Here is a 25,520-nt window from a genome sequence, read left to right as displayed (position 1 = left end):
GCAAAAAATGGTGAGTTTTACAGGATTTTTGGTTAAAATTCACCGCTTAGTCAAAAAAAATAAAAAATAAGGAGAATAAATGGCTACATTTGATGATGTAAAAGCAATTGTTGTTGAACAACTCGGAGTAAGTCCTGATGAAGTAAAAATGGAATCAAAATTTGTTGATGATCTCAATGCTGACTCTCTTGATGTTGTTGAACTAATTATGGAGCTTGAAGAAAAGCTTGGTGTAGCAATTCCAGATGAAGATGCAGAAAAAATCACATCAGTTGGCGATGTTGTTGCTTATATCGATAGCAAAAAATAAATCATAATATCCCCTTTTGGGGAAAAATTCAAGGAGAGAATATGCGTCGTGTTGTTGTCACAGGTCTTGGAATGATCAATTCATTGGGTCTTAACAGAGAAAGTTCTTTTAAATCCATTATAGAAGGAAATTGTGGAATTAAAAGAATTTCATGTTTTGATGCAAGTGATTTCCCTGTACAAATTGCAGGAGAAATTACGGATTTCAATCCTGAAGAAGTTCTTGATGCAAAAGAAATTAAAAAAGCAGATCGCTTTATTCAAATTGCGCTTAAAGCTTCAAAAGAGGCAATGCTTGACAGTGGATTACTTGAAAGTAATGGAAAATGCGATGAAAGCATTGCCTATCACTTTGGCGTAAGTTCTGGATCAGGAATTGGTGGACTAGGGAATATTGAGAAAAACTCAATTATTTGTGAGCAAAAAGGTCCAAGACGCATTACTCCATTTTTTATTCCTTCAGCTCTTGTAAATATGCTCAGTGGATTTACATCCATTGAATTTGGATTAAAAGGACCAAATTTATCAAGTGTTACTGCTTGTGCTGCTGGAACTCATGCAATTTCTGAAGCAACAAAAACGATTATGCTAGGCGGAGCAGAGAAAATGCTTGTCATTGGTTCAGAATCCTCAATTTGCCCTGTAGGAATTGGTGGATTTGCTGCAATGAAAGCACTTTGTGATCGAAATCATGAGCCTCAAAAAGCTTCTAGACCATTTGATAAAGAGCGAAGCGGTTTTATTATGGGAGAAGGTGCGGGTGCACTCATACTTGAAGAGTATGAAAGCGCCAAAGCAAGAGGAGCAAAAATTTATGCTGAAGTTGTTGGATTTGGAGAAAGTGGGGATGCAAACCATATCACAACTCCAGCGCCCCAAGGCGAAGGAGCTCGCAGGGCAATGCAAGCTGCACTTAATATGGCAAAAACCAAAATTGATTATATCAATGCTCATGGAACAAGTACCTATTATAATGATCTATATGAGACTTTGGCCCTTAAATCTGTATTTGGTGGAAAAGAAAATGTTCCACCAGTGAGTTCAACAAAAGGACAAATTGGACATTGTCTTGGAGCAGCAGGTGCAATTGAGGCAGTTATTTCTATTACTGCAATGGAAAAAGGTATCCTTCCTCCAACAATCAATCAAGAAAATCCAGATCCTGAGTGTGATCTAGACTACATTCCCAACATTGCAAGAGAGGCAAAAGTTGAAGCTGTAATGAGCAATTCATTTGGTTTTGGTGGAACCAATGGGGTTGTAATTTTCAAGAAAGTGTAAAATGGCAGTTTATTTAGATTTTGAACAAAAACTTAAGAATATTCAAGATGAGATAGATTCTGCAAAACTCAAAGGTGATATTCACGCCCAAGAAATTTTGGAGCAAACTCTTAAAAAAGAAACGCAAAAACTTTACTCCAATATGAGTGATTATCAAAAAATGCAAATTGCTCGTCATCCCGATCGTCCCTATGCGATGGACTATATTGAATCACTTTTAAGTGATAGGTGCGAAATTAATGGTGATCGTCACTATAAAGATGACAAAGCTATTGTCTGCTTTTTAGGGTATATTGATGGTCAAAAAGTTATGGTGATTGGTGAGGAAAAAGGGAGAGGGACAAAAAATAAATTAGAAAGAAACTTTGGTATGCCAAATCCCGAAGGATACCGCAAGGCTCTTAAAGCTGCGAAATTGGCTGAAAAATTTGATATCCCTATTTTAATGCTTGTAGATACTGCTGGAGCTTATCCAGGAATTGGTGCTGAAGAAAGAGGACAAAGTGAAGCAATTGCAAAAAATCTGCAAGAATTTGCAAATCTTAAAGTTCCTACTATCTCCATTATTATTGGCGAAGGTGGAAGTGGTGGTGCCCTAGCAATTGCAGTTGCTGACAGATTGGCAATGATGAGCTATTCTATCTTTAGTGTTATCTCTCCTGAAGGCTGTGCTGCAATTTTATGGAATGATCCTACAAAAATTGAATCGGCAATGAAAGCAATGAAGATCACTGCGAAAGATTTAAAAGAATGTAAATTAATTGATGATATTGTGCCTGAACCTCTCTCTGGTGCACATAGGAATAAAGAAGCAGCCACCAAAGCGATTAAAGAATATTTTTTAAACTCTCTTGAAGAAATTAAAAATTCTAAAGATTTTCTTTCAAAAAGATATGAAAAGCTTATGAATTATGGAGTATTCCAAGAGGCCTAAGCCTCTTATTTTATGCCTTTTGAGCATTAAGCATCCAAAGTGCCTTCTGTAATTGTCCTACTTTCTCATCAGCAAATCCCGCTGTAACTTTATCACCATTCTCATCAGCAATTTTTGAAAGTTCTTTAAAGATTCCCTCAAAGTATTTATAATCTTTTAAAACACCATCTAAAACTTCGTTTGCACTAAAATTCTGTTTACTCTCTTCTACAATTTTACTTGCCTTAAGTGTATCTGCAAGAGTAACATAGGGAATTCCACCAAGTTGAATAATTCTCTCAGCAACATCATCAAAAATATCTGCAAAATTCTCATAAATCTCTTGAGTTGCAGCGTGAATTTGTGGAAAATTTGCCCCCTTAACATTCCAATGGTAGTTATGTGTTTTCATAAAAAACACAATACTATCAGCCTGAATTTGTTTTAAAACTTCAATCGTTTTCATAATTAACCTCCTAGACGATAATTTTTATCGTTTAGAAATTTTATCTAAGAAATTTAAAGCTTATGGTTTACTTTGAAATTTTAAGCACAAAAGTTTTAGGAAAAGTTATAAACTCAATATTTCCCTCATGTGCTTCAATAATTTGCTTACAAAGTGCAAGTCCTAAACCTGTTCCTTTAAGCTTGGTTGTTTTAAAAGGTTCAAAAAGAATGTTACTGTCTTGAATTTCTTTACCATTATCACTGATTGCAAAACCATAAAAACTCTCATCTTCTTTATAAATGATTTTAATCTCACCCTCCTCGCATTCCCCCTCTTCAATTGCATCAATTGCATTTGAGAGAAAATTTTGCAATACAATAACAAGCAAATCAATATCACACCACACTTTTACTTCTTTGGGAAAATCAAAATCAATCTTATAGGGTTTTGAACAGTTTGTATAGTTAAAAATTTCTTGTGCATTTTCTTGGATATTCTCTAAAGAATAAAAATCTTTTTGAGGCATCACACCTTTTGTAAACATTAATGTTGCCTTAATAATACTCTCTACACGGTAGATTGCTTTTTTGATCTCATATACCAAACTTTTACTTCCTATATCTACGCGTTTAAGCAGTGTTGAACTTAAAAGTGAAATTGAACCAACAGGATTGCGAATTTCATGTGCTAAATGTGCTGAAACTTGTCCCATTGAAGCTAAACGCTCTTGACGTTTTTGATCCGTAATATTTGTAGCAGTAATAATTTGCTTATCTCCCACCATAGAACCCTGCATCAAATAAAAATTTCCTTCAAATTCCACTTCAAGGCTATCTTTTAAAGGAAGGCTATTTTGTAAAATCTTTGAAATCTTATAAGCCTGAGAGTTATAGTAGAAAAATTCATTTTTCTCATTAAGCACCCATACAGCCTGAGGCAAAACTTCCAAAACTCCCTCAAATAAACTCTTTAAACTTACAAAATCTTTTTGTGCCTCATCAATTTGGTCAATCAATGTCCCCAAGGTAGAGAGAAAGGTTTGCTTATCTTGACTAGAGAGATTATTTAAAAGTTCTTGAGAGAGTTCTTGCATTATCTCTTTCCTGCCTGCTGTTCTTTAAGATAACTGAGCAATAATTCACTGTATCCAAAGCTTCCACTTAGGTTTTGGGACAGTGTATCAAGATACATAGAGTGATAGATATCACTCCCTGCTTCTTTGGGATAGAGTGGATCTTCATTTTTAATTGCTGTGGCAAGCATTGTTTTAACAATCAAAGCTTCAAAAGCATCTGTTTGAGCTTTAAGCTTTGCATCATTGCTTGTAAAATTTATTTTTGGAGTTTTATTATGTTGATCATTATATATTATGGAACTTGTATCAATTTTCATTTTTTACTCCTTAAACAATTTCAAGATCAGCAGAAATTGCCCCACTTTGCTTCATTGCACTTAAGATTGAGATAATATTTTTAGGGGTTGCTCCCATTTTTTGCAATGCCCTGACAACATTTGAGATTGTTGGTTTTTTTCCATTGGTTGAGACAATGCCTTGATTTGTATTCAAACTCAATCCACCCTCCAATTCTATAGTTTGTGGATCCTGGAGTTTCTCCTCTGTAATCTTAATTGTTAATCCTCCATGAGTGATCACAATAGGTTCAATAGTAATTCCCACACCTGCAATAATAGTCCCACTTCTTTCATCAACAATGATTTTTTCCTTCATTGAATAATTAATCTCAACCTCTTGTGCAAGAGCGAGAAACTCAATCATGCTAAGATTTTGGGGCTTATTAATTTTGATTGTTCTAGAATCTATGGCCTTGGCTATATTTTCTCCAAAAACATTGTTAAGAACTTTTTGCACCTTAATTGCATTTTGAAAATCTGAACTCTTAAGACTAAGGATTGCCTGATTTTTATTATAAAGATCATAGCCCACCTCTCTCTCTACAGTAGCCCCACCAAGAACACTTCCTGCAAGGGCATTTCCACTTTCTCCTTGTGTGATTGCCCCTTGAGCTAAGGCATAAATATTTCCATCAACAGCACTAAGAGGAGTCATCAATAATGTTCCTCCCGTAATAGACTTGGCATCTCCAATAGAAGAAACAACGATATCTAGCTTATCTCCTTGTTTTGCAAAGGCTGGAAGTGTTGCTGTGATCATCACTGCAGCAATATTTTTAGATTTTATATCATTAGGAGAAACTTTAACATTGACAGATTCAAGCATATTGGCAATACTTTGCATTGTAAATTTGGAAGCAGATTTATCCCCTGTACCATTTAGCCCCACAACAAGACCATAGCCAATTAATTGATTATCGCGTACCCCTACAATATTGGCAATTTCACCAATTTTTTGAGCCTGAAGACCCAAGCTAAGAAACAAAAACAAAATAAAGCTTTTTAGAGATTCCTTTCTCATACCCAAGCACTCCTTTAGAAAATCAATTTTTCTCTAAAAGTAAGCAAAGAGCATTCCTTATTTTAATCAATCTTTAATACACTTAAAAATGCTTCTTGGGGAAGCTCAACCTTTCCAATAGCTTTCATTCTTTTCTTTCCCTCTTTTTGTTTCTCAAGAAGCTTTCTTTTTCTTGTAATATCTCCCCCATAACACTTGGCAGTCACATTTTTTCCCATAGACTTTACCGTTTCTCTTGCAATAATCTTATTTCCTACACTCGCTTGAATTGCTACTTCAAAAAGTTGTCGCGGGATAAGCTCTTTCATTGTTTCTACAAGTGCTCTACCTTTTTGATAAGATTTGCTTCTATCCACAATAATAGAAAGAGCATCAACAATCTCTCCAGCCACACGTACATCAAGCTTGACAAGATCACCTTCACGATATTCAATGGGTTCATAATCAAAACTTGCATAGCCCTTAGTGCTAGATTTAAGCTTGTCATAAAAATCCATTACAATTTCATTGCTTGGGAGTGCATATACAAGCATCACTCTACTTTCATTGATATATTCCATTTTTTCTTGCACTCCGCGACGATTGTTAAGCAAAGCGATGATATTTCCCAAATATTCTGTAGGAGTAATAATGGAAGCACGCACATAAGGCTCTTCTATCTTGGCAATTCGTTGTTCAGGTGGAAGCTCACTTGGATTTTGCACTCTAAGCACTTCTGCATTTGTTAAATGCACTTTATACACTACTGTTGGAGCAGTTGCAATCAAATCAAGGCCAAATTCTCTCTCTAAACGTTCTTTGACAACTTCCATATGCAAAAGTCCCAAAAACCCTACACGAAATCCAAACCCTAAAGCCACAGAAGTTTCAGGCTCAAAATCAAGTGCAGAATCATTGAGCTTAAGTTTATTAAGTGCATCTCTGAGTTCTTCAAATTTATCTGTTTGGATAGGATAGATTCCAGCAAAAACAAAAGGTTTTGCGGGTATAAATCCTGCTACTGGTTCACTTGTGGGATTGTGCGCATCTGTCATTGTATCCCCCACAGCAATATCTGTAAGGCTTTTTAACCCCAAGGATACAATTCCAATTTCTCCACAAGAGAGCTTTGGGGTTTTTTGCTGATGGATGGGATGAGGATACATAAGATGAAGGACTTCATGAGTTTTTTGAGTATTGATCATTGTAAGTTTTTGTCCTACCTCAATACTTCCATCAATCACTCTTACAAGACAGAGCGCTCCAAGATAATTATCAAACCATGAATCATAAATCAATGCTTTTGTAGGTGCATCAGGATTTCCCTTAGGAGATGGAATCTTTTCTACAATCGCTTCTAGTAAAGCTTTAATCCCTATACCACTCTTTGCACTTACCTCCAAAGCCTGTGAGCAATCCAGTGCAATTGTATTTTCAATATCTTCTTTTACCCCTTCTACATCACTTGCTGGCAAATCAATTTTATTAAGCACTGGAAGTATTTCAAGATGATTATCAAGTGCAATATAAACATTTGCAATCGTTTGAGCCTCTACTCCTTGTGTGCTATCGACTACAAGTAATGCCCCCTCACAACTGCTTAAACTTCTACTTACCTCATAGCTAAAATCTACATGCCCAGGAGTATCAATGAGATTTAGAATATAGGGTTGACCCTTATAAGTGTAATTCAATCTTACAGATTGAGCCTTAATGGTAATGCCTCGCTCTTTTTCAATATCCATCGTATCCATAATTTGACTTCTCATCTCTCTGTCGCTAATGGCACCACACTCCTGAATGAGGCGATCTGCTAGAGTGCTTTTTCCATGATCAATATGGGCAATGATTGAAAAATTTCTAATATTTTGCATTCAATTTCCTAAAGGTGATAATCAAGAGTGAATTTTACAATATTTAAGAGGAAAAAGGGGATGGGGAAGTCCCATCAAGTTATTTAATTACAATTGTTTTTACACCATTGCTGCTATAAACTAAGATTCTCTTTGGCTTACCTTTGAATTTTGCTAAGGCTTGATTATAACTTTTTACATCCTTGATTGCCACATTTTCAATTTGAGCAATAATGTCTCCATCTCTAAATCCTGCATCATAAGCCTTACTCTCTTCACTTACAAATGTCACCAAAACTCCATTAATATCTTGTGGAATTCTACTTCTTTGGCGAATTTGAGGAGTGATCTCTTGGATTGTAAGACCTTGAATTTGAGTTTTAGAATCTGATTTTGACTCAGTCTTTGAGACAACTTTATTGCGTGTATCTTTATGCTCTGCAAGAGAGAGGGTAATTGTTTGCTCTTTTTTGTCTCTCATAAAAGTAATGGTAATTTTCTCATTTGGAGCTAGTGATCCAATAGTATTTCTAAGCTCTGCAGAATTTTTAATAGGTTTGCCATTAATCTTTGTAATCAAATCCCAAACCATTAATCCCGCTTTTCCAGCTGGAGAATCATTTTCAATACTGATTACCACAGCACCTTCTTTGTCTCCATAGGTATCTCTAAGATCTGAGCTTACATCTTGGATTCCTACACCTAAATACCCTCTTCTAATACTTCCACTCTCAATAAGCTGCTTTGCAATTTTTTTAACCATATCTGAAGGAATTGCAAAACCAATCCCTTGATTTCCCCCACTGCGTGAAATAATTGCAGTATTAATCCCAATCAATGCTCCACGACTATCTACAAGCGCTCCACCAGAGTTTCCAGGATTAATAGATGCATCAGTTTGGATAAAATTCTCATAATCATTAATCCCAATTCCATTTTTATTAAGAGCTGAGACAATGCCTTGTGTAATTGTTTCTCCTACACCAAAAGGATTACCAATGGCAAAGACTAAATCCCCCACTTTTACAAGAGAACTATCTGCAAACTTAATCACGGGTAAATTATTTTTTTCAATTTTAATTACTGCTAAATCTGTTCTAGAATCTGTTCCAATCACTTTGGCCGTATATTCTTTGGAACTATCAGGCAAAGAAACCACTACCTTATCTGCACCATCAATAACATGATTATTTGTAATAATATAGCCATCAGAGGAAATAATCACTCCACTTCCCAAGGATCTCTCCACCTTTTCTTTTGGAACTTGACTGTAAATATCTCCAAAAAATTGTTGAAAAAAGGGATCATTAAACATTGGATGGCGATCCATCTTATTTTTAATGCGTTTTTGTGTTGAAATATTCACCACAACTTGTGATGCCTTTTCAATTGAAGAATTAAAAGAATAAACTTGTGTTTCCCCTAGCTCTGGTGCTACACGATTTTGTATTTTTGGCACTTCTTGCACATCAAAACCCATCATTAAATTTACACTCAGTGCAAGAGAGATTAAAATTTTAACTTTCATTAAAAGCTCCTTAAATTATATTTTTGAAAAAACCAAAGATTATTCTCATAATACAAATATTTTGGTAACATTCTTTCTACTCATTTTCATCTTCTTCATTTTTTAATCCATCTTTATATTTTTGGACAAGCATTTTAATTTCTAAAACATCTTCAAACTTTTGACGAAACTTCTCTTGATCTAGCTTTTCATTAATAGCAATAAGATGGGCGATATTTTCTTTTTGATGCTCATAAATATCCATAATAGAACGTCTTTCATTCTCTGGAAGAGAAGAAATCTTTTCTTCAATCTCCCCTAAAATACTCTCTTGAAATACATACATCAAAAGCTTAATAATTTTTTGAATTTTATCAATAGGGATAAAACGAAATTTCTTATGCAATAAAATCACTGCATCATCCATACTTAAATATCTAAAAAAATCAACAGAAATATTATAGATCTCTTCTGGTCTTTGTAAAGATACAAAAGGATTTGAAGCTTTTTGCACAACTACTTCTTTAGGTTTATAAGAAAAATTCTCAATAAATTTTTTCATTCCCCTAGTATAAATTTCATTTCTTTGTTTTTGATCCATTCCCTTAAGTTCTTCTTGTGTAAAGCCATTGTTGAGTAAAATTTTTGTTACAAACTTTTCTTTTGCCATTTTAATTCTGCATTGCCTTAAGGACTTTAACCATATCTTGATGCGCACCAACATCATGCACTCTTAAAATATCTGCACCATTTTGCAAAGCAATTTGATGCAAAGCAAGTGTTCCATACAATCTCTCATCAACATACTCAGCATTTAATATCTCTCCAATTGTGCTTTTTCGACTCGCACCTACAAGTAAAGGGAGAGCAAAGCGTTTGAAATGTGAGAGATTTTTAATTAATGTAAGATTTTGCTCCTTTTTCTTTGCAAAACCAAAGCCAATATCTAAAATCACATCTTTTATTCCATATTTCCCCATTCTCTCAATACCTTTCTCAAAAAACTCATCAACTTCAGCAAATAAGCAATCATACTCTACAAGGTCTTGCATAGTTTGAGGAGTCCCTCTAGAGTGCATTAAAACTGCACTTGCATTATATTTTGCGCACACCTCCAATAATCTCTCATCACTAAAACCTAAAATATCATTAAGAATCTTAAATCCCTTACTTAGGGCATAATCAGCAGTTTGATAATTATAGGTATCAATAGAAAAAATGACTTTTTGTGTCAATCCTCTATGTGCAACCTCATCAAGTAGGGGTTGCAATCTTTGCATCTCTTGTGTATGATCCAAAATCTTGCTTCCAGGTCGTGAACTTGCTCCACCAATATCAATCATTTCCACTCCCATTTGAATATATTTTTCAATCTCATCAATTGCACCTTGAAAATCAAAACGACTTCCTTGATAAAAACTATCTGGGGTAATGTTAAGAATTGCCATGATCTTTGGATTAAAAGAAAAAGAGCGTAAATGAGTTTTTAAACCCTTAGCCAAAGACTTTAGACCAAAAGGTTGAGAGAGACACTTCTGGGCAATTCTTTGCATTTGTGAAAGACTGCCTAATAAAATCGCATCATAAAAAGATTTTTGACATAAAATTGCATCCTTGGGGGTTGCAAGATCTGCTCCCACACTTAAAGCCTCTTGCTTGAGGATATGCATTGCACTTAAAGAGAGATTTTTACAAAAGAATATAAAATCTTGAGATTTTTTATTCATAATCTCACTCCCAACCTCATCAACACCAAGCTTTGCAAACTCTACCTTAAGATTTGAGGGAGAAATTTTATAGATAAAGGGCTTCATTTTCTCTTTCCTAAAAGTGAGATTAAAATGGGGGCAAGAATGATTGGAAGCTTTTCGTGATGATGGTTTGCCCTTAATGCAAGATCAAAAAAATCCAATTCCTCTTTTTGAAGAGATACACCACTTTGCTCAATTGCAATAAACAACCTTTCAATTACTTCTTGACTTTGGACTCTTGAGAGATGGCCAAGGGATTGTAAAAACTCATAGATTTTAGCATAGGTGAGATGATGGATATCTAAATTAATGGGTTGCAAGGGAGTATATTGAGTTTTATTAATCACTTTCATTCTTGAACGAATGGTGGGGATTAAAGTATTTTTATAAGGAACAAAAATTAAAAAATGAATATGAGAAGGAGGTTCTTCAAGAACTTTTAAGAGAGCATTTTGTGCCTCTTTATTGAAAGTTTTTCCAATGAGTGCTATAAACTTTTCTTCTGTACTGCAAATATATGCCTCCGCAATGACTTCTTTTGCGTCAGCAATTTTAAATTCTTCACATTCAAAGATTCTAAGATTTTCTTTAGCAATTCCTAATTCATCAAGAACCTCATCTGCATTTTGAGTTAGATAAATTTCTCCCACTTAAAGCTCCAAGGAAATTTTTCCATAAATCATCAAAGAGATCGCTTGATCAAAAAGACGATAGAGTTGCAAAAGCCTCGAATCAAGCATTTTATTTGAAGAGTTAAGACTAAATGCATTTTGCACATCTGCATCAAGAAGCCACAAAAAACTATTTTCTAACCCCATTGCAAGTTCAGCTTTAACCCCTTCAGCTTTTCCAATATAAAAGAATGCATAATCTTGATATGTCGCTTGAAGCATTGAGCTTACAAGTTGGATATTTTTTTGGTCTCTAATATCATCGCCTAAAAAGAGCTCAAATCTCTCAATGCCAAAAAATGGTACATAGGGACGATTTTTACTGGGTAGGTTTAAATGGGTGAGCAAATAGCTTTTAAACCATTCTCTTGGAGTATCACTAAGCACAATAAAGCTTGTCCCATTCAATAAGGCACTCAGCGCATTAGAAACCACTCTTACCCATTTGTGCAAATCTTCCTCAAGCCAACCACTCATCATTCCATTATTATTATCTTCGCGTAAAGCACGAATCATCCACTCTTTAATAGGTTCCATTATTTCTCTTCTAGGTGATATACTCTATGTAAGGCTCTGACTGCATCCTCTGCTCGTGAAAGCGAAATAATCATAGAAATTTTAATTTCACTTGTTCCAATCATCATAATATTAATATTCTCCTTGGCCATTGATCCAAAACACAAACTTGCAACACCTGAGTGAGACTTCATTCCTACACCAACAATAGAAACTTTGGCAATTTCACAATCGTATTCAAAACCTCCACATAAATTAGAGAATTTTTGCAAAACCTCTTGAGCAATTGCGACATCAGTTTTAGGGATTGTAAAATCTAAATCTGTTCTACCATCTCTACCAATTGTTTGGACGATCATATCAACATTGACATTTTTCTCTGCAAAAGATTCAAAAATCTTAGCCGCAATTCCTGGCTGATCCTCCAAATCCACAATCGATATTCTTGCTTGATTGCGATCAAGAGCAATTCCACTTACTATTGGTTGTTCCATAATATTATCCTCACTTGTAATTAAAGTTCCTTCATGGTCATTAAATGAGCTTCTGGTAATCAAATTGACATTAAGCTTCTTTGCCATCTCCACAGAGCGATTGAGCAAGACTTTCGCCCCCATACTTGCAAGTTCAAGCATCTCTTCATAGCTAATTCGTTCAAGTTTTCTTGCTTTTGGCTCAATACGTGGATCTGTAGTGTACACGCCATCTACATCAGTATAAATTTCACACAAATCTGCCTTAAGTGCTCCAGCCAATGCCACTGCAGATAGATCACTTCCTCCTCTCCCTAAAGTCGTTATCTCTCCAGCTGGTGTTGCCCCTTGAAATCCTGCAACAATAACAATATAGCCCTCATCAAGCAATGTTTGCATTTTGGCACACTTAATATCCTCAATTCTTGCTTTTGTATGAAAACAATCTGTAATAATTCCAGCCTCTTTCCCACTTAAAGAAATTGCTTTATATCCTTGAGATTGAATAGCAATTGCCAAAAGTGCACGTGTGATCTGTTCTCCACTGCTAAGCACAACATCACTTTCTCGTCCATTAGCAATGGTATATCCTTCATGGCAAAAACTTTGTGTAAATCCTACAAGCCGATCTGTTTCTCCACTCATTGCAGAAACAACAACAATGACTTGATGCCCTTGATTATGGGTTTTAATAACTTTATTAGCAACATTTTTAATTCTCTGGCAATCCCCCACACTTGTTCCACCATATTTTTGTACTACTAGCATTATAAATACCCTTCACTTCTAAAATATTCCAAAACCTCTTTATAAATGGGTCGCTTAAAATGCTTGATTTTCTCAAACACTTCTTTATATCCTACAAATCTATAATCACAAAATTCTGGGTGCGCTGTTTGCAAATTAATCTTTTCTCCAGATTTCAATCGCACCAAAAAATACTTTTGCATCTGTCCATCATAGGGATACATTTTCTTTTCTGCATTAGATGGGAAATCATAACTGATCCACTTGGGATATTGAGCAAGAATTTCAATATTTTCTACGCCAATCTCCTCTTTTAATTCTCTTTTTAATGCCTCAAGAGGAGATTCTCCCTCATCAATCCCTCCTTGAGGAAATTGCCACGCATCTTTAATATCAATACGCTTTGCTATAAAAATTTCACAAATTTCTGGATATCTTTCTGAAAGGATAATAGCTGCAACATTTGGACGATATCTTTTCTCCATAAATCCCTCCATCTCCTTACTTATAAAATAGAATAATAAGAGATTTTTGCAAAAAAGTAAATCCTAGGTTAAAAACCTAAGATTTTTATGGACCTACTTAATGGTTGGAATATATTTACTGAGTGCATCAATATCTGCATCAGAAAGATTTTTAACTTGCATTGTCATCATCTTTCCTTGTCCATGAGTATTAAGAGTTCCTGCTTTATACCCTTCAAGTGCAGTTTTGATTTGATCTGATGTCATAACATTAATTGGATTGCTCTTATTGAGTGCTTTTTTATCAGCCTTAGGTCCATGACAAGTTGCACATTTTTTATAAAGAGCAGCACCATCCGCAGCAAAAAGACCACTTACCACCACAGAGGCAAGTCCCAAAATTAAAAACTTTTTCATTTTTTTCTCCATATTGCAAAATTTGACAATAAATTGTCATATAGAATTAAAGCACAAAAATATAAAAATATCTTGAATTTTATAAGATTAAGAAAATAAAAATTTTCTATATGAATTACTTTGTGAAAAGTGTAATTTATTTTATAGTAATCAAAATCTGAGAGAACTTTTTTTTGGGATTCTTTATCATTCAGGAAAATAACGAGTTGAATCACTCTGTCAGTTTTATAGTAAGCATACTCGATATTATTTTTAATCAAGATCTGATTGATACAATAAAAACGATATTCACTCAAATCATCAATAAACACTCTTAATGGTTCAACTCCATGCTTAAAATTGTATTTGAGTATCATTTCATTAGTAGGATAAGCATAGCTTTCTTGATTATTCTTTGCCATAGAATAAAACCACTCTTCTTGTGTAAGCTTCTTAGTTTGCACAGCCTGATTAGAAGTAAGTACAAGAGTGGTTGGGTTATTAGAGTTGCTTTGTTTAAATGTAATTGAAAGCCATATTGTAGCTCCTCCCAAAAGGAGAAAAAAAGCAATAAGTGCTGGGAGTTTGTAATTCATTATGAACGTTGTTTAATCAAATCCCCTAAAGTCATCTTTGTGTCTGTGCTATTATAGCTATTGAGTTGTTCCCTTTCTCTAATTCTTTCAAGACGACGAACTGAGATTCTCATTTTTCCATTATTTCTATCAATATATGCAATCACACCTTCAATCTCTGTACCTACACTTAGTTCTTCTTTTTTAAGAGGATATAAATCTTCATCTCTTATGAGTGCCTCAACACCTTCTGCGAGCTCTACAAAAATACCAAAATCTCTAATATCCTTAATTTTTCCTTTTACAATTGTATCAAGACCATTTTTTTGCACAAAGTCTTCAATTGGAGAACTTTGGAGCGCTCGTAAAGATAGGGAGATTTTTTCATTTTCTTCATCAATTTTTGTAATTTTTACTTCAACCTCATCATTAAGTTTTACCTTCTCATTTGCCTTACTCCCTTTTTCCCAAGAAACATCTTCATTGTGCAAGAGACCATCAACATCTCCAAGACGAATAAAAGCACCAAAATCCATAATCTTAACCACCTTCCCCTTAACTACATCACCCACCTTATGTGTTGTAGCAAACTGTGTAAAGGGTTTTGGAGAAAGTCGTTTAAGAGAGACTCTAAGTCTCTTATTCTGTCCATCAATTTCAATGACTTCTACATCCAAGGCTTCACCGACTTTTAAAAGTTCTCTGGGATTGCGAATTTGCTTATTCCAAGAAATTTCAGAAACATGCAAAAATCCCTCTGTCCCATTACCCAAATCAACAAAAGCACCATAGTCTTCAATTTTGCTCACTACAACACGAATTGTATCACCTACATCAAGTTGATTTTTAATCTCATTCCAAGGATCTTGCATTGTTCCCTTAATGGTAAAAGAGACTCTTTTTTTGTTTGGATCAAATGTTAAAACTTTTACATCTACACTCTCACCAATCTTGCAAACTGTTGCAGGATTAATTGGTCCACGATGAGAAATTTCTGTGTAATGCACAAGTCCTTCTACTCCCATCACTTCAACAAACATTCCGTAAGAAGTGATTTGTTTAACAATGGCACTGTGTATCTTACTTTCTTCTGCGAGAAGCTTTCTTAAAATCTCTTCACGATCTTTATCCGCATTTTCTAAAAACTGCTTACGTGAAACAATAATTGTTTGCTCTTGGGGTTTAACATCAATCACACGCATTTTATAAGTGCGACCTTTCTTATCATCACGGATTCCTGCAGACTCCTTTCTAGGCAAGAATACTTCAACATCATCACATTCTGCAATATATCCACCCTTATTTTTCTTACTGATTTTACAATCAAGCACAAGCCCTTCAAAATTGTCCTTAATTTGATTGATTTTCTCTTCAATCTTTTTGATTTTCAAGACTTTTTTGCGAGATACATTTAATCTCTCATTATTGATTATGACATACACTTCAATCTTATCACCCACCTTAAAAAGTGTATTCCCCCCTTCATCACAAATCTCTGCAATGGGCAGACGTCCCTCTTGTTTTGCACCACTTACTGCAATCATTGCATATTCATTTCCGATGCTTACAATAACTCCCTCTTGGATTTTTCCACCTTCAAAATCGTTTTCTCTTTCATTGAGCATTTTTTCAAAATTAATATCTTCCCCCTCAAGAACTAAACACTCAATCTGATCTGGATTTACTAACATAATTGAACCCTCGCAATTTTAAAGTCAAACAAGATGAATTCTACCTTAATACTCCTGTATTTTTTATACAAATTTATTTTAACAACACTCAAATCTCTTGGATTTTTTGCTTGACCTTTTGAATAATCCAATCAGGAGTAGAAGCACCCGCTGTAATTCCGCATATTTTTTTGCCCTCAAACCATTGCAACTCTAATCCATTTTCATCCTCAATCAAGTAACTGTCTGCACAATGACGTTTTGCAATTTCAAAGAGTTGTTTTGTATTTGAAGATGTAAGACCTCCAACAACAATCATAATATCCACTTCTTTTGCAAGTTCCTTTGCACTGTCTTGGTTTTGAAAGGTTGCATTACAAATTGTATTAAATACCCTTGTTTCATAACTATGGGTTAGGAGATATTGAGCAAGTTCATAAAATTGCTTTGTTTGCTTTGTAGTTTGAGAGACTAGAGCTGTCTTTTTGGGAATCTTATATTGCTTGAGCTCCTCTAAATCTTTTACAACCCATGCTTGGGTATGCGAATAACTCATAACACTTTTTACCTCTGGATGAGCAATATCTCCAAAAATCACCACTTGATACCCCTCAGCACTCACTTGCTCAACAATTTTTTGTGGTTTAGTGACATAGGGGCAAGTTGCATCAGAGATTTCCACTTCCATATCTTCAAGCTTTTTGAGCTCATCTTTTGGGATTCCATGTGTCCTTACAATTACATGATCACCCTTACAAATCTCATCAATACTTTTTGCCAATCTCACTCCATAACCCTGCTTAAGTCGATCAATTTCTTTTTGATTATGAATAAGCTCTCCTAGTGTTACACCATCTTGGCCTTTTTGTGCAATTTTAATAGCACGTTTCACACCAAAACAAAATCCAAAGCTCTTAGCAAGTTTTACTTTCATTCCTCTACCTCCGCATATTCTCTTAAGATTTCAAAAAAATGAGGAAAAGAAATTTTGGCACACTCACTCTCTTCAATCTCTACAGCCACCCTCACCCCTACAAGCGCAAAACTCATTGCAATACGATGATCTCCATAACTCTGTACCCTAGCACTCCTAAACTCTCCTCCTCTTACCTCTAAACCATCTTCTAGTTCATAGGCTTCAATCCCTAGCTTATTTAAATTCTCCACAATAGCATAAATGCGGTTACATTCTTTTACCTTAAGCTCTTGTGCTCCTACAACTTTGCTCACCCCTTGTGCACAGGCAAAGGCAATGCTTAGAGCTGGAATCTCATCAATAAGCCAAGCAATATTTTCTTTAACTTCTACTCCATAGAGCACAGATGAAGCAACATATACTTTTCCAATTGGCTCAATATGCTCACTTTCAATTTCATAATTAAGTTTAGCTCCCATCCTTTTAAGAACTTCAAAAGCTTGTATCCTTGTTGGATTTAATAAAACATGATGAAACTCTGCTTGAAGATCTTTTCCTATTAAACAAGCAATCACAAAAAAAATGATACTGGAGGGATCATTGGGGATATGAATCTGATATGCAGGCAAGGGAGAGAGAAGGGGGGTGATATGAATTTCTCTTTGCACATTCTTAATCTCAGCCCCTAAACTAGACAAAAAACGCTCTGTATGGTCTCGACTTAACTCTGGCTCACTAAAAATACTTTTACCCTCAGCAAATAGAGAAGCTAAAATAAATGCCCCCTTGATCTGTGCAGAAGCTACAGGACTATGATAGGCTGTTCCCTTAAGATGCCCTCCCCTTAAAATAAAAGGAGCATAACAATGACTTAAAGTTGCACCAAGGGCTTGAAGGGGAATTCTAATGCGCTCCATAGGCCTCTTACTTAAACTCTCATCTCCTACAAACTCATACTCTCCTTCTGGATTTGAAGCAAGTAAGCCGGCATATAAGCGCATCGCTGTTCCTGCATTATTGCACTCAATCCTCCCTCTTAAAGTAGGTTTGAGAGGTGGGATTAAAACCAATTCCTCCCCCTCTTCTCTTATCTTAAGTCCTAAAGTTTTTGCAATATTTAATGTGCTAAGCGTATCTTCTGCTTGTAAAAATCCTCTCACTCGACTTTCTCCTCGTGTGAGGAAAGAAAAAATCACACTACGATGAGAGAGGGATTTATCTTGAGCAATATCAAAGAATGGCTTATTTTTTACAGGATTATTCTTTGGAAGAATCCTCATTGTCTAAGCTTTGCCTCAAAATCATTTTCTAAGATTTGTAAAACTCTGTGCATTTGGGTATTAATCTCTTCTTCTTGGAGTGTTTTTTCAAAAGATTGCCATACAAAACGAATGCTGAGAGCCACTTGGGATTGAAAACTTTCATGATGATACAAATCAAGGGGATAGAGACTGCAAAGATAAGGGATCTCACAGGAAAGAATCTTTTCTTTAATCTCTGAAAATTTCACACTAGATTGAATCATCACTGTCAAATCTCTTAAACTTGCTTGATATTTTGAAGAGCTTTGATGCAATAAATGATCTAATTTGATAAAGGGATCTAATTGCACCTCACATACAAATCTCTCTCCATATTCAGGATTAATTTTTGCTAAAAATCCAACACTTTTTCCCTTTCTTAGCACCTGCGCTTTTTGATAGGGATGCAAGATTTTCTCACTCACTCCCCACATTTCTCCTTTAAACTCAACAAGCTCAAATTCTCCTAAAATACTGCAAACAGCTTGTGCAAAACTATAAAAATCCCACTTCTCCCCTTTAGCAAAAGGAAAACGTTCTTCTTTTCTATTTGCATTCACACAAAATGCAATTTTTTCTATCTCTTCTCGCTCACTTCCATAACAGATTCCATATTCACAAAATGCAATCTCTTTAAATCCAAAATTTTCATTACGTTTAATGCTATCAAGCATTGCAGGGAAAAGTGAAGTTCTTAGAGTATTGAGTTCTTGAGTAATAGGATTTAGGATATCCAACTCCTCATGGATCACGCCAATTCCCATTTCTATAAGTTTTCTTCTTTCATAAAAAACATAGTGCAAGGTTTCATAAAACCCTTGTGCCATTGCTTTTTTCATCAAATCCATTTTTGCCTTAAATGCAAAGTAATGATGATTATCTTTACGACTTTGCTCGGTCATATATAGTGGTTTAGCAGGAAGTTTGTCAATCCCATAAACCCTTAAAACCTCTTCTGCAATATCTTGGGCACTTTGAATATCATGACGATACTCTGGCGGAGTTGCCATAAAAAAGCATTCATCAAAACTTGCCTCAATCCTAAAGCCAAGTTTTTTTAGAATAATTGCAATTTCTTCTTTGCTAATATCCACACCCAAAATCTCAATAATTTGATCAAAAGTAGTGCGAATGGTTATTTGATCATCACTTTGGGTAATGCGATGTTTGCTAGCATAAACTTCAGAATGTGAAAAATCAATCAAATGATGACAGAGATATTGCATTCCAAGATTTAAATCTGGATTGCTTCCCCTTGTTGTCTTATAAGTAATGAAAGTATCTTTTGGAAGTGTGGGATGTTCATAAAGAGCTTCACAAATCACTTTTGGAGAAATATAACTCGCCTCTAAAACAACCATTTCTTGAGAAATTTCATGATTTGTTAGACTAATTCCTACAATAGAAACTTTCTCTTTTCCATACACACTATCAAGATGATTTTCATCTTGTTTGAGCAAAATCTGTCCCTCTACATTATTGCTAAGATTTGATTTTTTAAAGTATGAGAAGGAGTAGGCTCTTAAAATTACACCTGTATTATGCATTGAGAAATTAAGAAAGTCTTGTAAAGCAGTGCTTGAAGCAATTCCACAAAGCTCCAAGGAAAGTTTAATCATCAAATTAGAAGTAATGGAGGCAATGTGTGCAACCTTGTAAAGTAAAGATGAGTTAAGTCTGCCCTCATTAATAACTTGAAGCACTCTTCCAATCCCCAAAGGAACATTTTCATCCTTGTAATTTTTTATAGAAAGTGTTAATCCCATTGCTACACTTAAATCTCTAGCAATTCCTAATACACTCAAACAATCTCCACGATTAGGGGTAAGTCCAATTTCTAAAACAAAATTATCAAAAATCTTATAAGTGTTTAACGCTCTTCCAAGCTCAAGATGCCCTATACTCTCATCAAGAACCATAATCCCCTCATTAATTTTTGGAAATCCAAGCTCTGCACTTGAGCAAAGCATTCCATAACTCTGCACCCCTCTAAGAGTTGTAGGAGCGATATTTAATTCTCCTTTTGGAGTTTGAAGCACTGCTCCTTGCACAGCCACAGCGACAAACTGATCACTCTGGACATTACTTGCCCCACAAACAATCTGTAAGACCTTCTCTCCAATATCCACTTGACATACACTTAATTTATCTGCATCAGGGTGGGCCACTTTTTCAATCACATATCCCACTACAACACCATCTGGCACTCTAAGTTTCTTAAAGTTTTCAACCTCTAAACCAATCTTTGAGAGCTCTGTAATCATGGTTTTTTCACAAATCTCGCCAAGAGAAAGAAATTGCTCTAATAAATGTTTTGTAACGATCATAAAAAAATCCTTAATTTCTTAAATCAACTTCAAAAAAGCCTCTTAAATCATTAATTCCATAATGAAGCATTGCGAAACGCTCTACTCCTAAGCCAAAAGCATATCCACTCACATTCTCATACCCTACAGCCTTAAAAACATTATCATTCACCATTCCACATCCTAGCACCTCTAACCAACCTGTATGCGAACACACTCTGCACCCTGCACCATGACAGAAAACACAGCTCATATCAACTTCCGCACTAGGCTCTGTAAAAGGAAAAAAGCTTGAGCGAAAACGCACCCCAACATCACCAAAAATACTTTTGAGAAAATCTTGCAAAATATATTTAAGATGAGAGAAGCTTACAACCCCTTTTTCATCAACTACCAATCCCTCAACTTGATGGAACATTGGAGAATGTGTTAAATCGTAATCCCTTCTAAATACAGCACCTGGAGCAATCATTTTAAGAGGAGGTTTTTTAGCAAGCATTGTATGAATCTGCACAGGAGAGGTATGAGTTCTAAGCACTTTTTGATCTTTTGTATAAAATGTGTCTTGCATGTCTCTTGCAGGATGGAATTTTGGAATATTTAAAGCCTCAAAATTATGAAAATCATCTTCTAATAATTGTCCTTCACATAACTCGAAATTAAGTAATGAGAAATAATCTATAATTTTTTCAATCATCAAATGAATGTAATGCGTCTTTCCGAACTTATTTTGCGTAAATAATGAAACATCAATTTGTTCTTTTTGCAGTTTTTTTGCAAGTTCAAGAGTTTGGAGTTCTTGCTTTTTTACTTCATAAAGGCTTTCAAACTCTGATTTTAAAAGATTAATCTCTTGTGCCTTAATCCTCTTTTGCTCCCCCTCAAGATCTTTAAGTTGAGCAAAAGCAAGAGTAAGGACGCCCTTTTTCCCTATTACTTGGATTTTTAAATTCTCCAAATCCTGCATTGTTTGCGTTGCTTGGAGTTGTTGTTTAATTGATTGCATAAGCTCCCTCAAAATAAAATTTTATCTTTTAAAAATAAAAAATAAGATTTTAGCACAGACAAGCTTACATGAAAAAAGAGGATAATTTTCTAAATTTTTATATGGAAGTTTTTCCTATAAAAAATCTTATTTTTAAAATTAAAGTATAAATCTTTGTAAAAGTAAAGTTTATTTTTTCTATCTGTTAATTTTTTGTTAATTTTTTATATTTTCCTTAATATTTTTATCATCATTAGGAATATAATAACTTATCGTTTTTTTTAATAAAAGCGATGGATATAGCTATAAGGAGGCTGAATGTCAAATAAAAAGTCTCTCTCTACACTATATGGTGTTTTATTATTTTTTGTTGTTTTTATCATTGTTGGAGGAGCTTACACCTTTTACAATGCAAAAGGATTTTCATACTTTAGCAATGATTCAAAGGCATGCAATAACTGCCATATAATGAATGAGGTTTATGCGGACTATATGAGTGGTCCCCATAGCAAAGAGGTCAATGGAAAACCTAGAGCAACCTGTGCAGAGTGCCATCTACCCCACAGCTTTATTCCAAAATGGATTGCCAAAGCTCAAAGTGGTTTAGGACACGCATATGCTTTCACCTTTAAGCTTGAGAGTTTGCCTACAAACTTAAGTGCAACACCAAAGACTAAAGAAATTATTGAGCAAACCTGTATAGATTGCCACTCTAGAGTTGCACAAAATACAATTAATGCCACAACTATTCCCCAGCATAGTGGCAAAGAAGCTTTAAGTTGCGTGTCTTGCCATAAAGATGTAGGGCATAAGCGAGATTTTTAACACAAAGGAGAAACAATGACAAAAGGAAAGGTATTAGCCATTATCATCATTACTGCATTTCTAGCAAGCGGTCTTTTTTGGCTAAATTCTGATATTAGCGCCAAAAAAGCTCAAACTTTTAGCACCGCAAGTGCAAAATTAGTACAACTCAGCGATGAAAATCCTGATTTTGCAGAGTGGGGGAAAAACTTCCCTGAGTATCTGGATATGTATATGAAGATGAAAGACTCTACATACATTGCAACAAACTTTGCAGGAAGCTATCCTTATAGCAAACTCAATCGCTACCCACAACTCACAATGTTTTGGGATGGATATGCTTTTAAATTTGATTACAATCAAAATAGAAGTCATTATTACACACAAATTGATCAAATGGATACTTTAAGAAATAATAAAGAGTTTCTTAATTCTCATGGTCTCAGTAAATTTGGAGGTCAGCCTGGAGCTTGTATGAACTGCCATACTGGAAATCTCCAAAATCTTGTGAAAAAATTTGGGTGGGTGGAATTTAATACTATGAAGTATTGGACAATTATTAAACTTATGGATGGGCCAGATACAGTGCATGGTAAAAAAATGGGGAGCACCTGTGCAGATTGCCACAACCCAGATGATATGAGCCTACGCGTTACGCGACCAGCAGCGATCAATTCTCTTGTCTCTCGTGGATTTGAAAAAGATGAAAAACATGGAGTTAAAGCAAGTCGTCAAGAAATGAGAAGTCTTGTTTGTATGCAATGCCATGTTGAATATTATAATCAGCCCACAGGTAAGAAAGTTACTATTAAAGCTGAAAGCAATTATAAAGAAATTGCAGAACTTAAAAATGGTAATAGCATTGTTGAGAAAGAAGCTGATGGTATTGAACTTCTATATCCTTGGAAGTTTTGGAAAAAAGGTGAAGGATTTAGAATTGAAATGTTTGATGACTACTATGAGAGCGTAAGAGATACTTTCCCTCAAGACTTTATCCACGCAACTACAAAAACACCTGTAATTAAAATGCAACACCCAGAAGCTGAACTTTATTCAGGAAGTGTTCATGCAGCAAATGGTGTAGCATGTGCAGATTGTCATATGCCCTATAAAAGAGAGGGATCTAAGAAAGTTACCAATCACTTCATTGCCTCACCTCTATTAGATGTCAACAGTGCGTGCAAATCTTGTCATACTCAAAGTGAGGAATATCTTAAAAAACAAGTCTTTGAGATTCAAACAACCACAGCTTATGATATTAGAAGTGCTGAATATGCAGTCGCAAGTCTCATTCAAGATATTACAACTCTAAGAGAGCAGTTAGCAAAGCTTCCAGAGTTTGCAAAAATCAAAGATAAGGCAGAGCAAGAAAAGGCAATCACAAAAGTTGTGAGCCAAGCTTTAGAGCTTCATAGAAAAAGTCAAATCAGAGCAGACTTTATGAATGCTGAGAATTCATCAGGATTCCACAACCCAAGAGAAGCGGCTAGAATTGCGCTCCAAGGTGTGAAATATGCAAAACTAGGGCAAGAGCAAGTTGTAGCTATCGGTGCAAAATATGGCATCAAAATCACTCCAAGCAATCTTGGATTTGAAGATATGAGAAAAATTGCTCCAAATCCAGTAAAAATCAATGGCAAACGCTACTATGAGGAGCCACTCCAAGACAATACTCCAAAAGAGCTTCTAGAACTTGATAAAAACCTAGTTCCTTACAATTACAAAGCAATCAGTGAAGCTTCAAAAGGCAAAAGTGCACAAGAGCCTTTTTATAAAGCTAAGCACTGAGTTCATTCTCTCCCCTATGGGGAGTAACCTCTTACAAAACTTCATATATAATTCTTGTTTATTTTTCCTCTAGGAGGTTATGATGAACAAACGCTTTATGCTTAGTATTCTTGGACTAGGAGTCATTGCAATTGCATCCTTACTTGGCTTTTGTGTCTATAAAATGCAAACCTTTAAGCACAAGCTCCAAGAATCTCTTAACACTAATTTAGTTCAAACTGCACAAGAACTTGCACTCAGTGATATTGAGCTCAATTATTCTACTTTTGAGTGTTCTGGAATATTTTTCATCAAGTGCAAAAGCCCTTATATAACTTTTACCCCCAAAGGAGGTTCTCAGGAACTCTTTTCCTCCAAAAACTTGATCCTTTCTCTTAAAGAGATTGATTTTGGCTCAATCACACTCAGTGCTTCAAGCAAACTTGAAATTATTGATCTTGGAGAGCTTCAAGAGTATGCCACGGCATTTTTCCCCACTAATTTTGAATTAGACTTTACCATTAAACCCCAAAACCAAGCGAGTTATACTCTACACACGGCTCTGAAACTCTATGCACAAAATGCAGATTATTTAGAAGAATTCAACTCTCTTATAGATTCAAAAAATGTGCAAGAGATGGGAATTTTTCAGCACATCAGCTCCTTTGCCTTTCTCAATGAGGGATTAAAAATCAAAGATTTCCTATTCTCTCTCAACTCTAAGGGCTTAAGCGACAAACTCTTTGAAATTGCACAAAGCAAGTATGGAAAGTCTCTTAATAAACAAGCCTACTCTGCCCTTGTGAGCTTTCTGGTAGGGGCAAGTCTACAAAATTTCTCAAAAAAACCCTACTATCCTCAAATCCAAGAGATTATCCAAGGGTTTGTAAAAGTTATTTTAGGGGATGCAAATAAAATGGAGATTTTCATCTCTCCTCAATCTAATACTTCCTCTTACCCCCTTGCACCTCAAGATCTAGAGAAACTCCTCAATACTCTTTCTTCTGAATATAAGCTAGAAGTTAAATTGAGCAAATAATTCTCTCAACTGCAAAGGCAATTCTCCTTTGCAATCACTCCCCACTCTTACTTTTAAATCTCTAGTTATATTTTTATTTCTTGTGCCTATACCTTTGACGCTTAAGGATTAATTTCTCTTTTTTTCTTGAAGTGTTACAAGATATTCTCTTGCAACTCAATGATCAAATTTTGAAAAATCTCCTTGTTGGGTTAATTCTAAGGCATCAAAATATTCAAATTTATCTTTGATATTAATGACTAGCCTTGATATTCTTTCATTGACTCAATAAAAGGGTGAATGCCCACTAAGTATAGTATGAGCTCTTGAAGCCTTACAGCAATAATCCCAACATAAAACAAAAAAGTAATCACCATTCATGCACCCTAATCATAAAACTAAAAGAATTGTATCATTGATGCCTTAGTCTAAATCC

Annotated in this window: 25 protein-coding genes; 6 read left to right on the top strand and 19 right to left on the bottom strand. The window is 35.1% G+C overall.

The features are described from left to right. Nucleotides 1–79 precede the first annotated feature (79 nt). From acpP to accA, 3 genes are read left to right on the top strand one after another with little or no spacing between them, the layout of a single operon-like run. Entirely contained in the window at nucleotides 80–310 is a 231-nt protein-coding gene (gene acpP, locus CQA62_RS06365; protein WP_104725018.1) for an acyl carrier protein, read from the top strand. A 41-nt stretch (nucleotides 311–351) separates the two neighbouring features. Then, nucleotides 352–1,590, top strand: coding sequence for a beta-ketoacyl-ACP synthase II (locus CQA62_RS06360; protein WP_104725017.1), 1,239 nt, complete (start codon nucleotides 352–354; stop codon nucleotides 1,588–1,590). Between the two features lies 1 nt (nucleotide 1,591). Continuing rightward, complete coding sequence (gene accA / locus CQA62_RS06355) at nucleotides 1,592–2,524, top strand: acetyl-CoA carboxylase carboxyl transferase subunit alpha (RefSeq protein WP_104725016.1); 933 nt, start codon at nucleotides 1,592–1,594, stop codon at nucleotides 2,522–2,524. Nucleotides 2,525–2,534: 10 nt separating this feature from the next. On the opposite strand, the gene CQA62_RS06350 is transcribed toward accA, so the two are convergent. The 19 genes from CQA62_RS06350 to pheS all read right to left on the bottom strand — a co-directional run bounded on the left by CQA62_RS06350 (nucleotide 2,535) and on the right by pheS (nucleotide 21,516). After that, nucleotides 2,535–2,969, bottom strand: coding sequence for a Dps family protein (locus CQA62_RS06350; RefSeq protein WP_104725015.1), 435 nt, complete (start codon nucleotides 2,967–2,969; stop codon nucleotides 2,535–2,537). 67 nt (nucleotides 2,970–3,036) lie between these two features. Further along, nucleotides 3,037–4,044: a sensor histidine kinase gene (locus CQA62_RS06345; RefSeq protein ID WP_104725014.1), complete on the bottom strand. Its 1,008-nt coding sequence runs from the start codon at nucleotides 4,042–4,044 to the stop codon at nucleotides 3,037–3,039. Further along, nucleotides 4,044–4,343 carry a rod-binding protein gene (locus CQA62_RS06340; RefSeq protein ID WP_104725013.1) on the bottom strand — a complete coding sequence of 100 codons (300 nt, stop codon included), beginning with the start codon at nucleotides 4,341–4,343 and terminating at the stop codon, nucleotides 4,044–4,046. The genes CQA62_RS06345 and CQA62_RS06340 overlap by 1 nt, the downstream gene beginning before the upstream one ends. A gap of 10 nt (nucleotides 4,344–4,353) precedes the next feature. Continuing rightward, nucleotides 4,354–5,385: a flagellar basal body P-ring protein FlgI gene (locus tag CQA62_RS06335; RefSeq protein ID WP_104725012.1), complete on the bottom strand. Its 1,032-nt coding sequence runs from the start codon at nucleotides 5,383–5,385 to the stop codon at nucleotides 4,354–4,356. 62 nt (nucleotides 5,386–5,447) lie between these two features. Next, nucleotides 5,448–7,238: a translation elongation factor 4 gene (gene lepA / locus CQA62_RS06330; RefSeq protein WP_104725011.1), complete on the bottom strand. Its 1,791-nt coding sequence runs from the start codon at nucleotides 7,236–7,238 to the stop codon at nucleotides 5,448–5,450. Nucleotides 7,239–7,317: 79 nt separating this feature from the next. Continuing rightward, a complete protein-coding gene (locus CQA62_RS06325; RefSeq protein ID WP_104725010.1) occupies nucleotides 7,318–8,745 on the bottom strand; it encodes a Do family serine endopeptidase in 1,428 nt (475 codons plus the stop codon). 76 nt (nucleotides 8,746–8,821) lie between these two features. Beyond that, nucleotides 8,822–9,394, bottom strand: coding sequence for a hypothetical protein (locus tag CQA62_RS06320; RefSeq protein WP_104725009.1), 573 nt, complete (start codon nucleotides 9,392–9,394; stop codon nucleotides 8,822–8,824). Nucleotide 9,395: 1 nt separating this feature from the next. After that, nucleotides 9,396–10,538, bottom strand: coding sequence for a dihydropteroate synthase (gene folP, locus CQA62_RS06315; RefSeq protein WP_104725008.1), 1,143 nt, complete (start codon nucleotides 10,536–10,538; stop codon nucleotides 9,396–9,398). Continuing rightward, nucleotides 10,535–11,125 carry a DNA polymerase III subunit delta' gene (locus CQA62_RS06310; protein WP_104725007.1) on the bottom strand — a complete coding sequence of 197 codons (591 nt, stop codon included), beginning with the start codon at nucleotides 11,123–11,125 and terminating at the stop codon, nucleotides 10,535–10,537. Before CQA62_RS06310 ends, folP begins: the two co-directional genes overlap by 4 nt. Next, complete coding sequence (locus CQA62_RS06305; RefSeq protein ID WP_104725006.1) at nucleotides 11,126–11,683, bottom strand: HobA family DNA replication regulator; 558 nt, start codon at nucleotides 11,681–11,683, stop codon at nucleotides 11,126–11,128. Then, nucleotides 11,683–12,903: an aspartate kinase gene (locus CQA62_RS06300; RefSeq protein WP_104725005.1), complete on the bottom strand. Its 1,221-nt coding sequence runs from the start codon at nucleotides 12,901–12,903 to the stop codon at nucleotides 11,683–11,685. Before CQA62_RS06300 ends, CQA62_RS06305 begins: the two co-directional genes overlap by 1 nt. Next, on the bottom strand, nucleotides 12,903–13,367 hold the full coding sequence (locus CQA62_RS06295) for an RNA pyrophosphohydrolase (protein ID WP_104725031.1): 465 nt from the start codon (nucleotides 13,365–13,367) through the stop codon (nucleotides 12,903–12,905). The genes CQA62_RS06300 and CQA62_RS06295 overlap by 1 nt, the downstream gene beginning before the upstream one ends. 93 nt (nucleotides 13,368–13,460) lie before the next feature. Then, nucleotides 13,461–13,763, bottom strand: a complete 303-nt coding sequence (locus tag CQA62_RS06290) for a c-type cytochrome (protein ID WP_104725004.1) — start codon at nucleotides 13,761–13,763, stop codon at nucleotides 13,461–13,463. Further along, nucleotides 13,760–14,338, bottom strand: a complete 579-nt coding sequence (locus tag CQA62_RS06285) for a hypothetical protein (protein WP_115585140.1) — start codon at nucleotides 14,336–14,338, stop codon at nucleotides 13,760–13,762. Before CQA62_RS06285 ends, CQA62_RS06290 begins: the two co-directional genes overlap by 4 nt. Beyond that, entirely contained in the window at nucleotides 14,338–16,008 is a 1,671-nt protein-coding gene (locus CQA62_RS06280; protein WP_104725002.1) for a S1 RNA-binding domain-containing protein, read from the bottom strand. The genes CQA62_RS06285 and CQA62_RS06280 overlap by 1 nt, the downstream gene beginning before the upstream one ends. Before the next feature lie 88 nt (nucleotides 16,009–16,096). Continuing rightward, nucleotides 16,097–16,921: a 4-hydroxy-3-methylbut-2-enyl diphosphate reductase gene (locus tag CQA62_RS06275; RefSeq protein WP_104725001.1), complete on the bottom strand. Its 825-nt coding sequence runs from the start codon at nucleotides 16,919–16,921 to the stop codon at nucleotides 16,097–16,099. Next, nucleotides 16,918–18,183, bottom strand: coding sequence for a 3-phosphoshikimate 1-carboxyvinyltransferase (gene aroA, locus CQA62_RS06270; protein WP_104725000.1), 1,266 nt, complete (start codon nucleotides 18,181–18,183; stop codon nucleotides 16,918–16,920). The genes CQA62_RS06275 and aroA overlap by 4 nt, the downstream gene beginning before the upstream one ends. Then, the gene (gene pheT / locus CQA62_RS06265; protein ID WP_104724999.1) at nucleotides 18,180–20,531 is read right to left on the bottom strand and encodes a phenylalanine--tRNA ligase subunit beta; all 2,352 of its coding nucleotides are present in this window, start codon (nucleotides 20,529–20,531) and stop codon (nucleotides 18,180–18,182) included. The genes aroA and pheT overlap by 4 nt, the downstream gene beginning before the upstream one ends. A gap of 10 nt (nucleotides 20,532–20,541) precedes the next feature. Next, nucleotides 20,542–21,516: a phenylalanine--tRNA ligase subunit alpha gene (gene pheS / locus CQA62_RS06260; RefSeq protein ID WP_104724998.1), complete on the bottom strand. Its 975-nt coding sequence runs from the start codon at nucleotides 21,514–21,516 to the stop codon at nucleotides 20,542–20,544. Between the two features lie 297 nt (nucleotides 21,517–21,813). Here pheS and nrfH point away from each other — a divergent pair, with 297 nt between their 5' ends. The 3 genes from nrfH (at nucleotide 21,814) to CQA62_RS06245 (ending at nucleotide 25,105) form a co-directional block, all read left to right on the top strand. After that, on the top strand, nucleotides 21,814–22,320 hold the full coding sequence (nrfH, locus tag CQA62_RS06255) for a cytochrome c nitrite reductase small subunit (protein WP_104724997.1): 507 nt from the start codon (nucleotides 21,814–21,816) through the stop codon (nucleotides 22,318–22,320). Nucleotides 22,321–22,335: 15 nt separating this feature from the next. Continuing rightward, nucleotides 22,336–24,087 (top strand): ammonia-forming cytochrome c nitrite reductase subunit c552, encoded by a 1,752-nt coding sequence (locus CQA62_RS06250; RefSeq protein WP_104724996.1) that lies wholly within the window; start codon nucleotides 22,336–22,338, stop codon nucleotides 24,085–24,087. Nucleotides 24,088–24,169: 82 nt separating this feature from the next. Beyond that, entirely contained in the window at nucleotides 24,170–25,105 is a 936-nt protein-coding gene (locus tag CQA62_RS06245; protein ID WP_104724995.1) for a hypothetical protein, read from the top strand. Nucleotides 25,106–25,520 lie beyond the last annotated feature (415 nt).

Origin of the sequence: Helicobacter cholecystus, assembly GCF_003364215.1 — a bacterium.
Classification (GTDB): Bacteria; Campylobacterota; Campylobacteria; order Campylobacterales; family Helicobacteraceae; genus Helicobacter_G; species Helicobacter_G cholecystus.
The sequence above is the reverse complement of the archived record's forward strand: the minus strand, read 5'-3'. Positions and strand labels throughout refer to the sequence as shown.

Coding starts and splice junctions, on each gene's coding strand:
- aroA (WP_104725000.1), bottom strand. CDS start 18,183: ATGAGGATTCTTCCAAAGAATAATCCTGTAAAAAATAAGCCATTCTTT.
- pheT (WP_104724999.1), bottom strand. CDS start 20,531: ATGATCGTTACAAAACATTTATTAGAGCAATTTCTTTCTCTTGGCGAG.
- pheS (WP_104724998.1), bottom strand. CDS start 21,516: ATGCAATCAATTAAACAACAACTCCAAGCAACGCAAACAATGCAGGAT.
- CQA62_RS06325 (WP_104725010.1), bottom strand. CDS start 8,745: ATGAAAGTTAAAATTTTAATCTCTCTTGCACTGAGTGTAAATTTAATG.
- acpP (WP_104725018.1), top strand. CDS start 80: ATGGCTACATTTGATGATGTAAAAGCAATTGTTGTTGAACAACTCGGA.
- CQA62_RS06280 (WP_104725002.1), bottom strand. CDS start 16,008: ATGTTAGTAAATCCAGATCAGATTGAGTGTTTAGTTCTTGAGGGGGAA.
- lepA (WP_104725011.1), bottom strand. CDS start 7,238: ATGCAAAATATTAGAAATTTTTCAATCATTGCCCATATTGATCATGGA.
- CQA62_RS06275 (WP_104725001.1), bottom strand. CDS start 16,921: ATGAAAGTAAAACTTGCTAAGAGCTTTGGATTTTGTTTTGGTGTGAAA.
- CQA62_RS06335 (WP_104725012.1), bottom strand. CDS start 5,385: ATGAGAAAGGAATCTCTAAAAAGCTTTATTTTGTTTTTGTTTCTTAGC.
- CQA62_RS06305 (WP_104725006.1), bottom strand. CDS start 11,683: ATGGAACCTATTAAAGAGTGGATGATTCGTGCTTTACGCGAAGATAAT.
- folP (WP_104725008.1), bottom strand. CDS start 10,538: ATGAAGCCCTTTATCTATAAAATTTCTCCCTCAAATCTTAAGGTAGAG.
- CQA62_RS06345 (WP_104725014.1), bottom strand. CDS start 4,044: ATGCAAGAACTCTCTCAAGAACTTTTAAATAATCTCTCTAGTCAAGAT.
- nrfH (WP_104724997.1), top strand. CDS start 21,814: ATGTCAAATAAAAAGTCTCTCTCTACACTATATGGTGTTTTATTATTT.
- CQA62_RS06360 (WP_104725017.1), top strand. CDS start 352: ATGCGTCGTGTTGTTGTCACAGGTCTTGGAATGATCAATTCATTGGGT.
- CQA62_RS06290 (WP_104725004.1), bottom strand. CDS start 13,763: ATGAAAAAGTTTTTAATTTTGGGACTTGCCTCTGTGGTGGTAAGTGGT.
- CQA62_RS06245 (WP_104724995.1), top strand. CDS start 24,170: ATGAACAAACGCTTTATGCTTAGTATTCTTGGACTAGGAGTCATTGCA.
- CQA62_RS06350 (WP_104725015.1), bottom strand. CDS start 2,969: ATGAAAACGATTGAAGTTTTAAAACAAATTCAGGCTGATAGTATTGTG.
- CQA62_RS06300 (WP_104725005.1), bottom strand. CDS start 12,903: ATGCTAGTAGTACAAAAATATGGTGGAACAAGTGTGGGGGATTGCCAG.
- CQA62_RS06285 (WP_115585140.1), bottom strand. CDS start 14,338: ATGAATTACAAACTCCCAGCACTTATTGCTTTTTTTCTCCTTTTGGGA.
- CQA62_RS06340 (WP_104725013.1), bottom strand. CDS start 4,343: ATGAAAATTGATACAAGTTCCATAATATATAATGATCAACATAATAAA.
- CQA62_RS06295 (WP_104725031.1), bottom strand. CDS start 13,367: ATGGAGAAAAGATATCGTCCAAATGTTGCAGCTATTATCCTTTCAGAA.
- CQA62_RS06320 (WP_104725009.1), bottom strand. CDS start 9,394: ATGGCAAAAGAAAAGTTTGTAACAAAAATTTTACTCAACAATGGCTTT.
- CQA62_RS06250 (WP_104724996.1), top strand. CDS start 22,336: ATGACAAAAGGAAAGGTATTAGCCATTATCATCATTACTGCATTTCTA.
- accA (WP_104725016.1), top strand. CDS start 1,592: ATGGCAGTTTATTTAGATTTTGAACAAAAACTTAAGAATATTCAAGAT.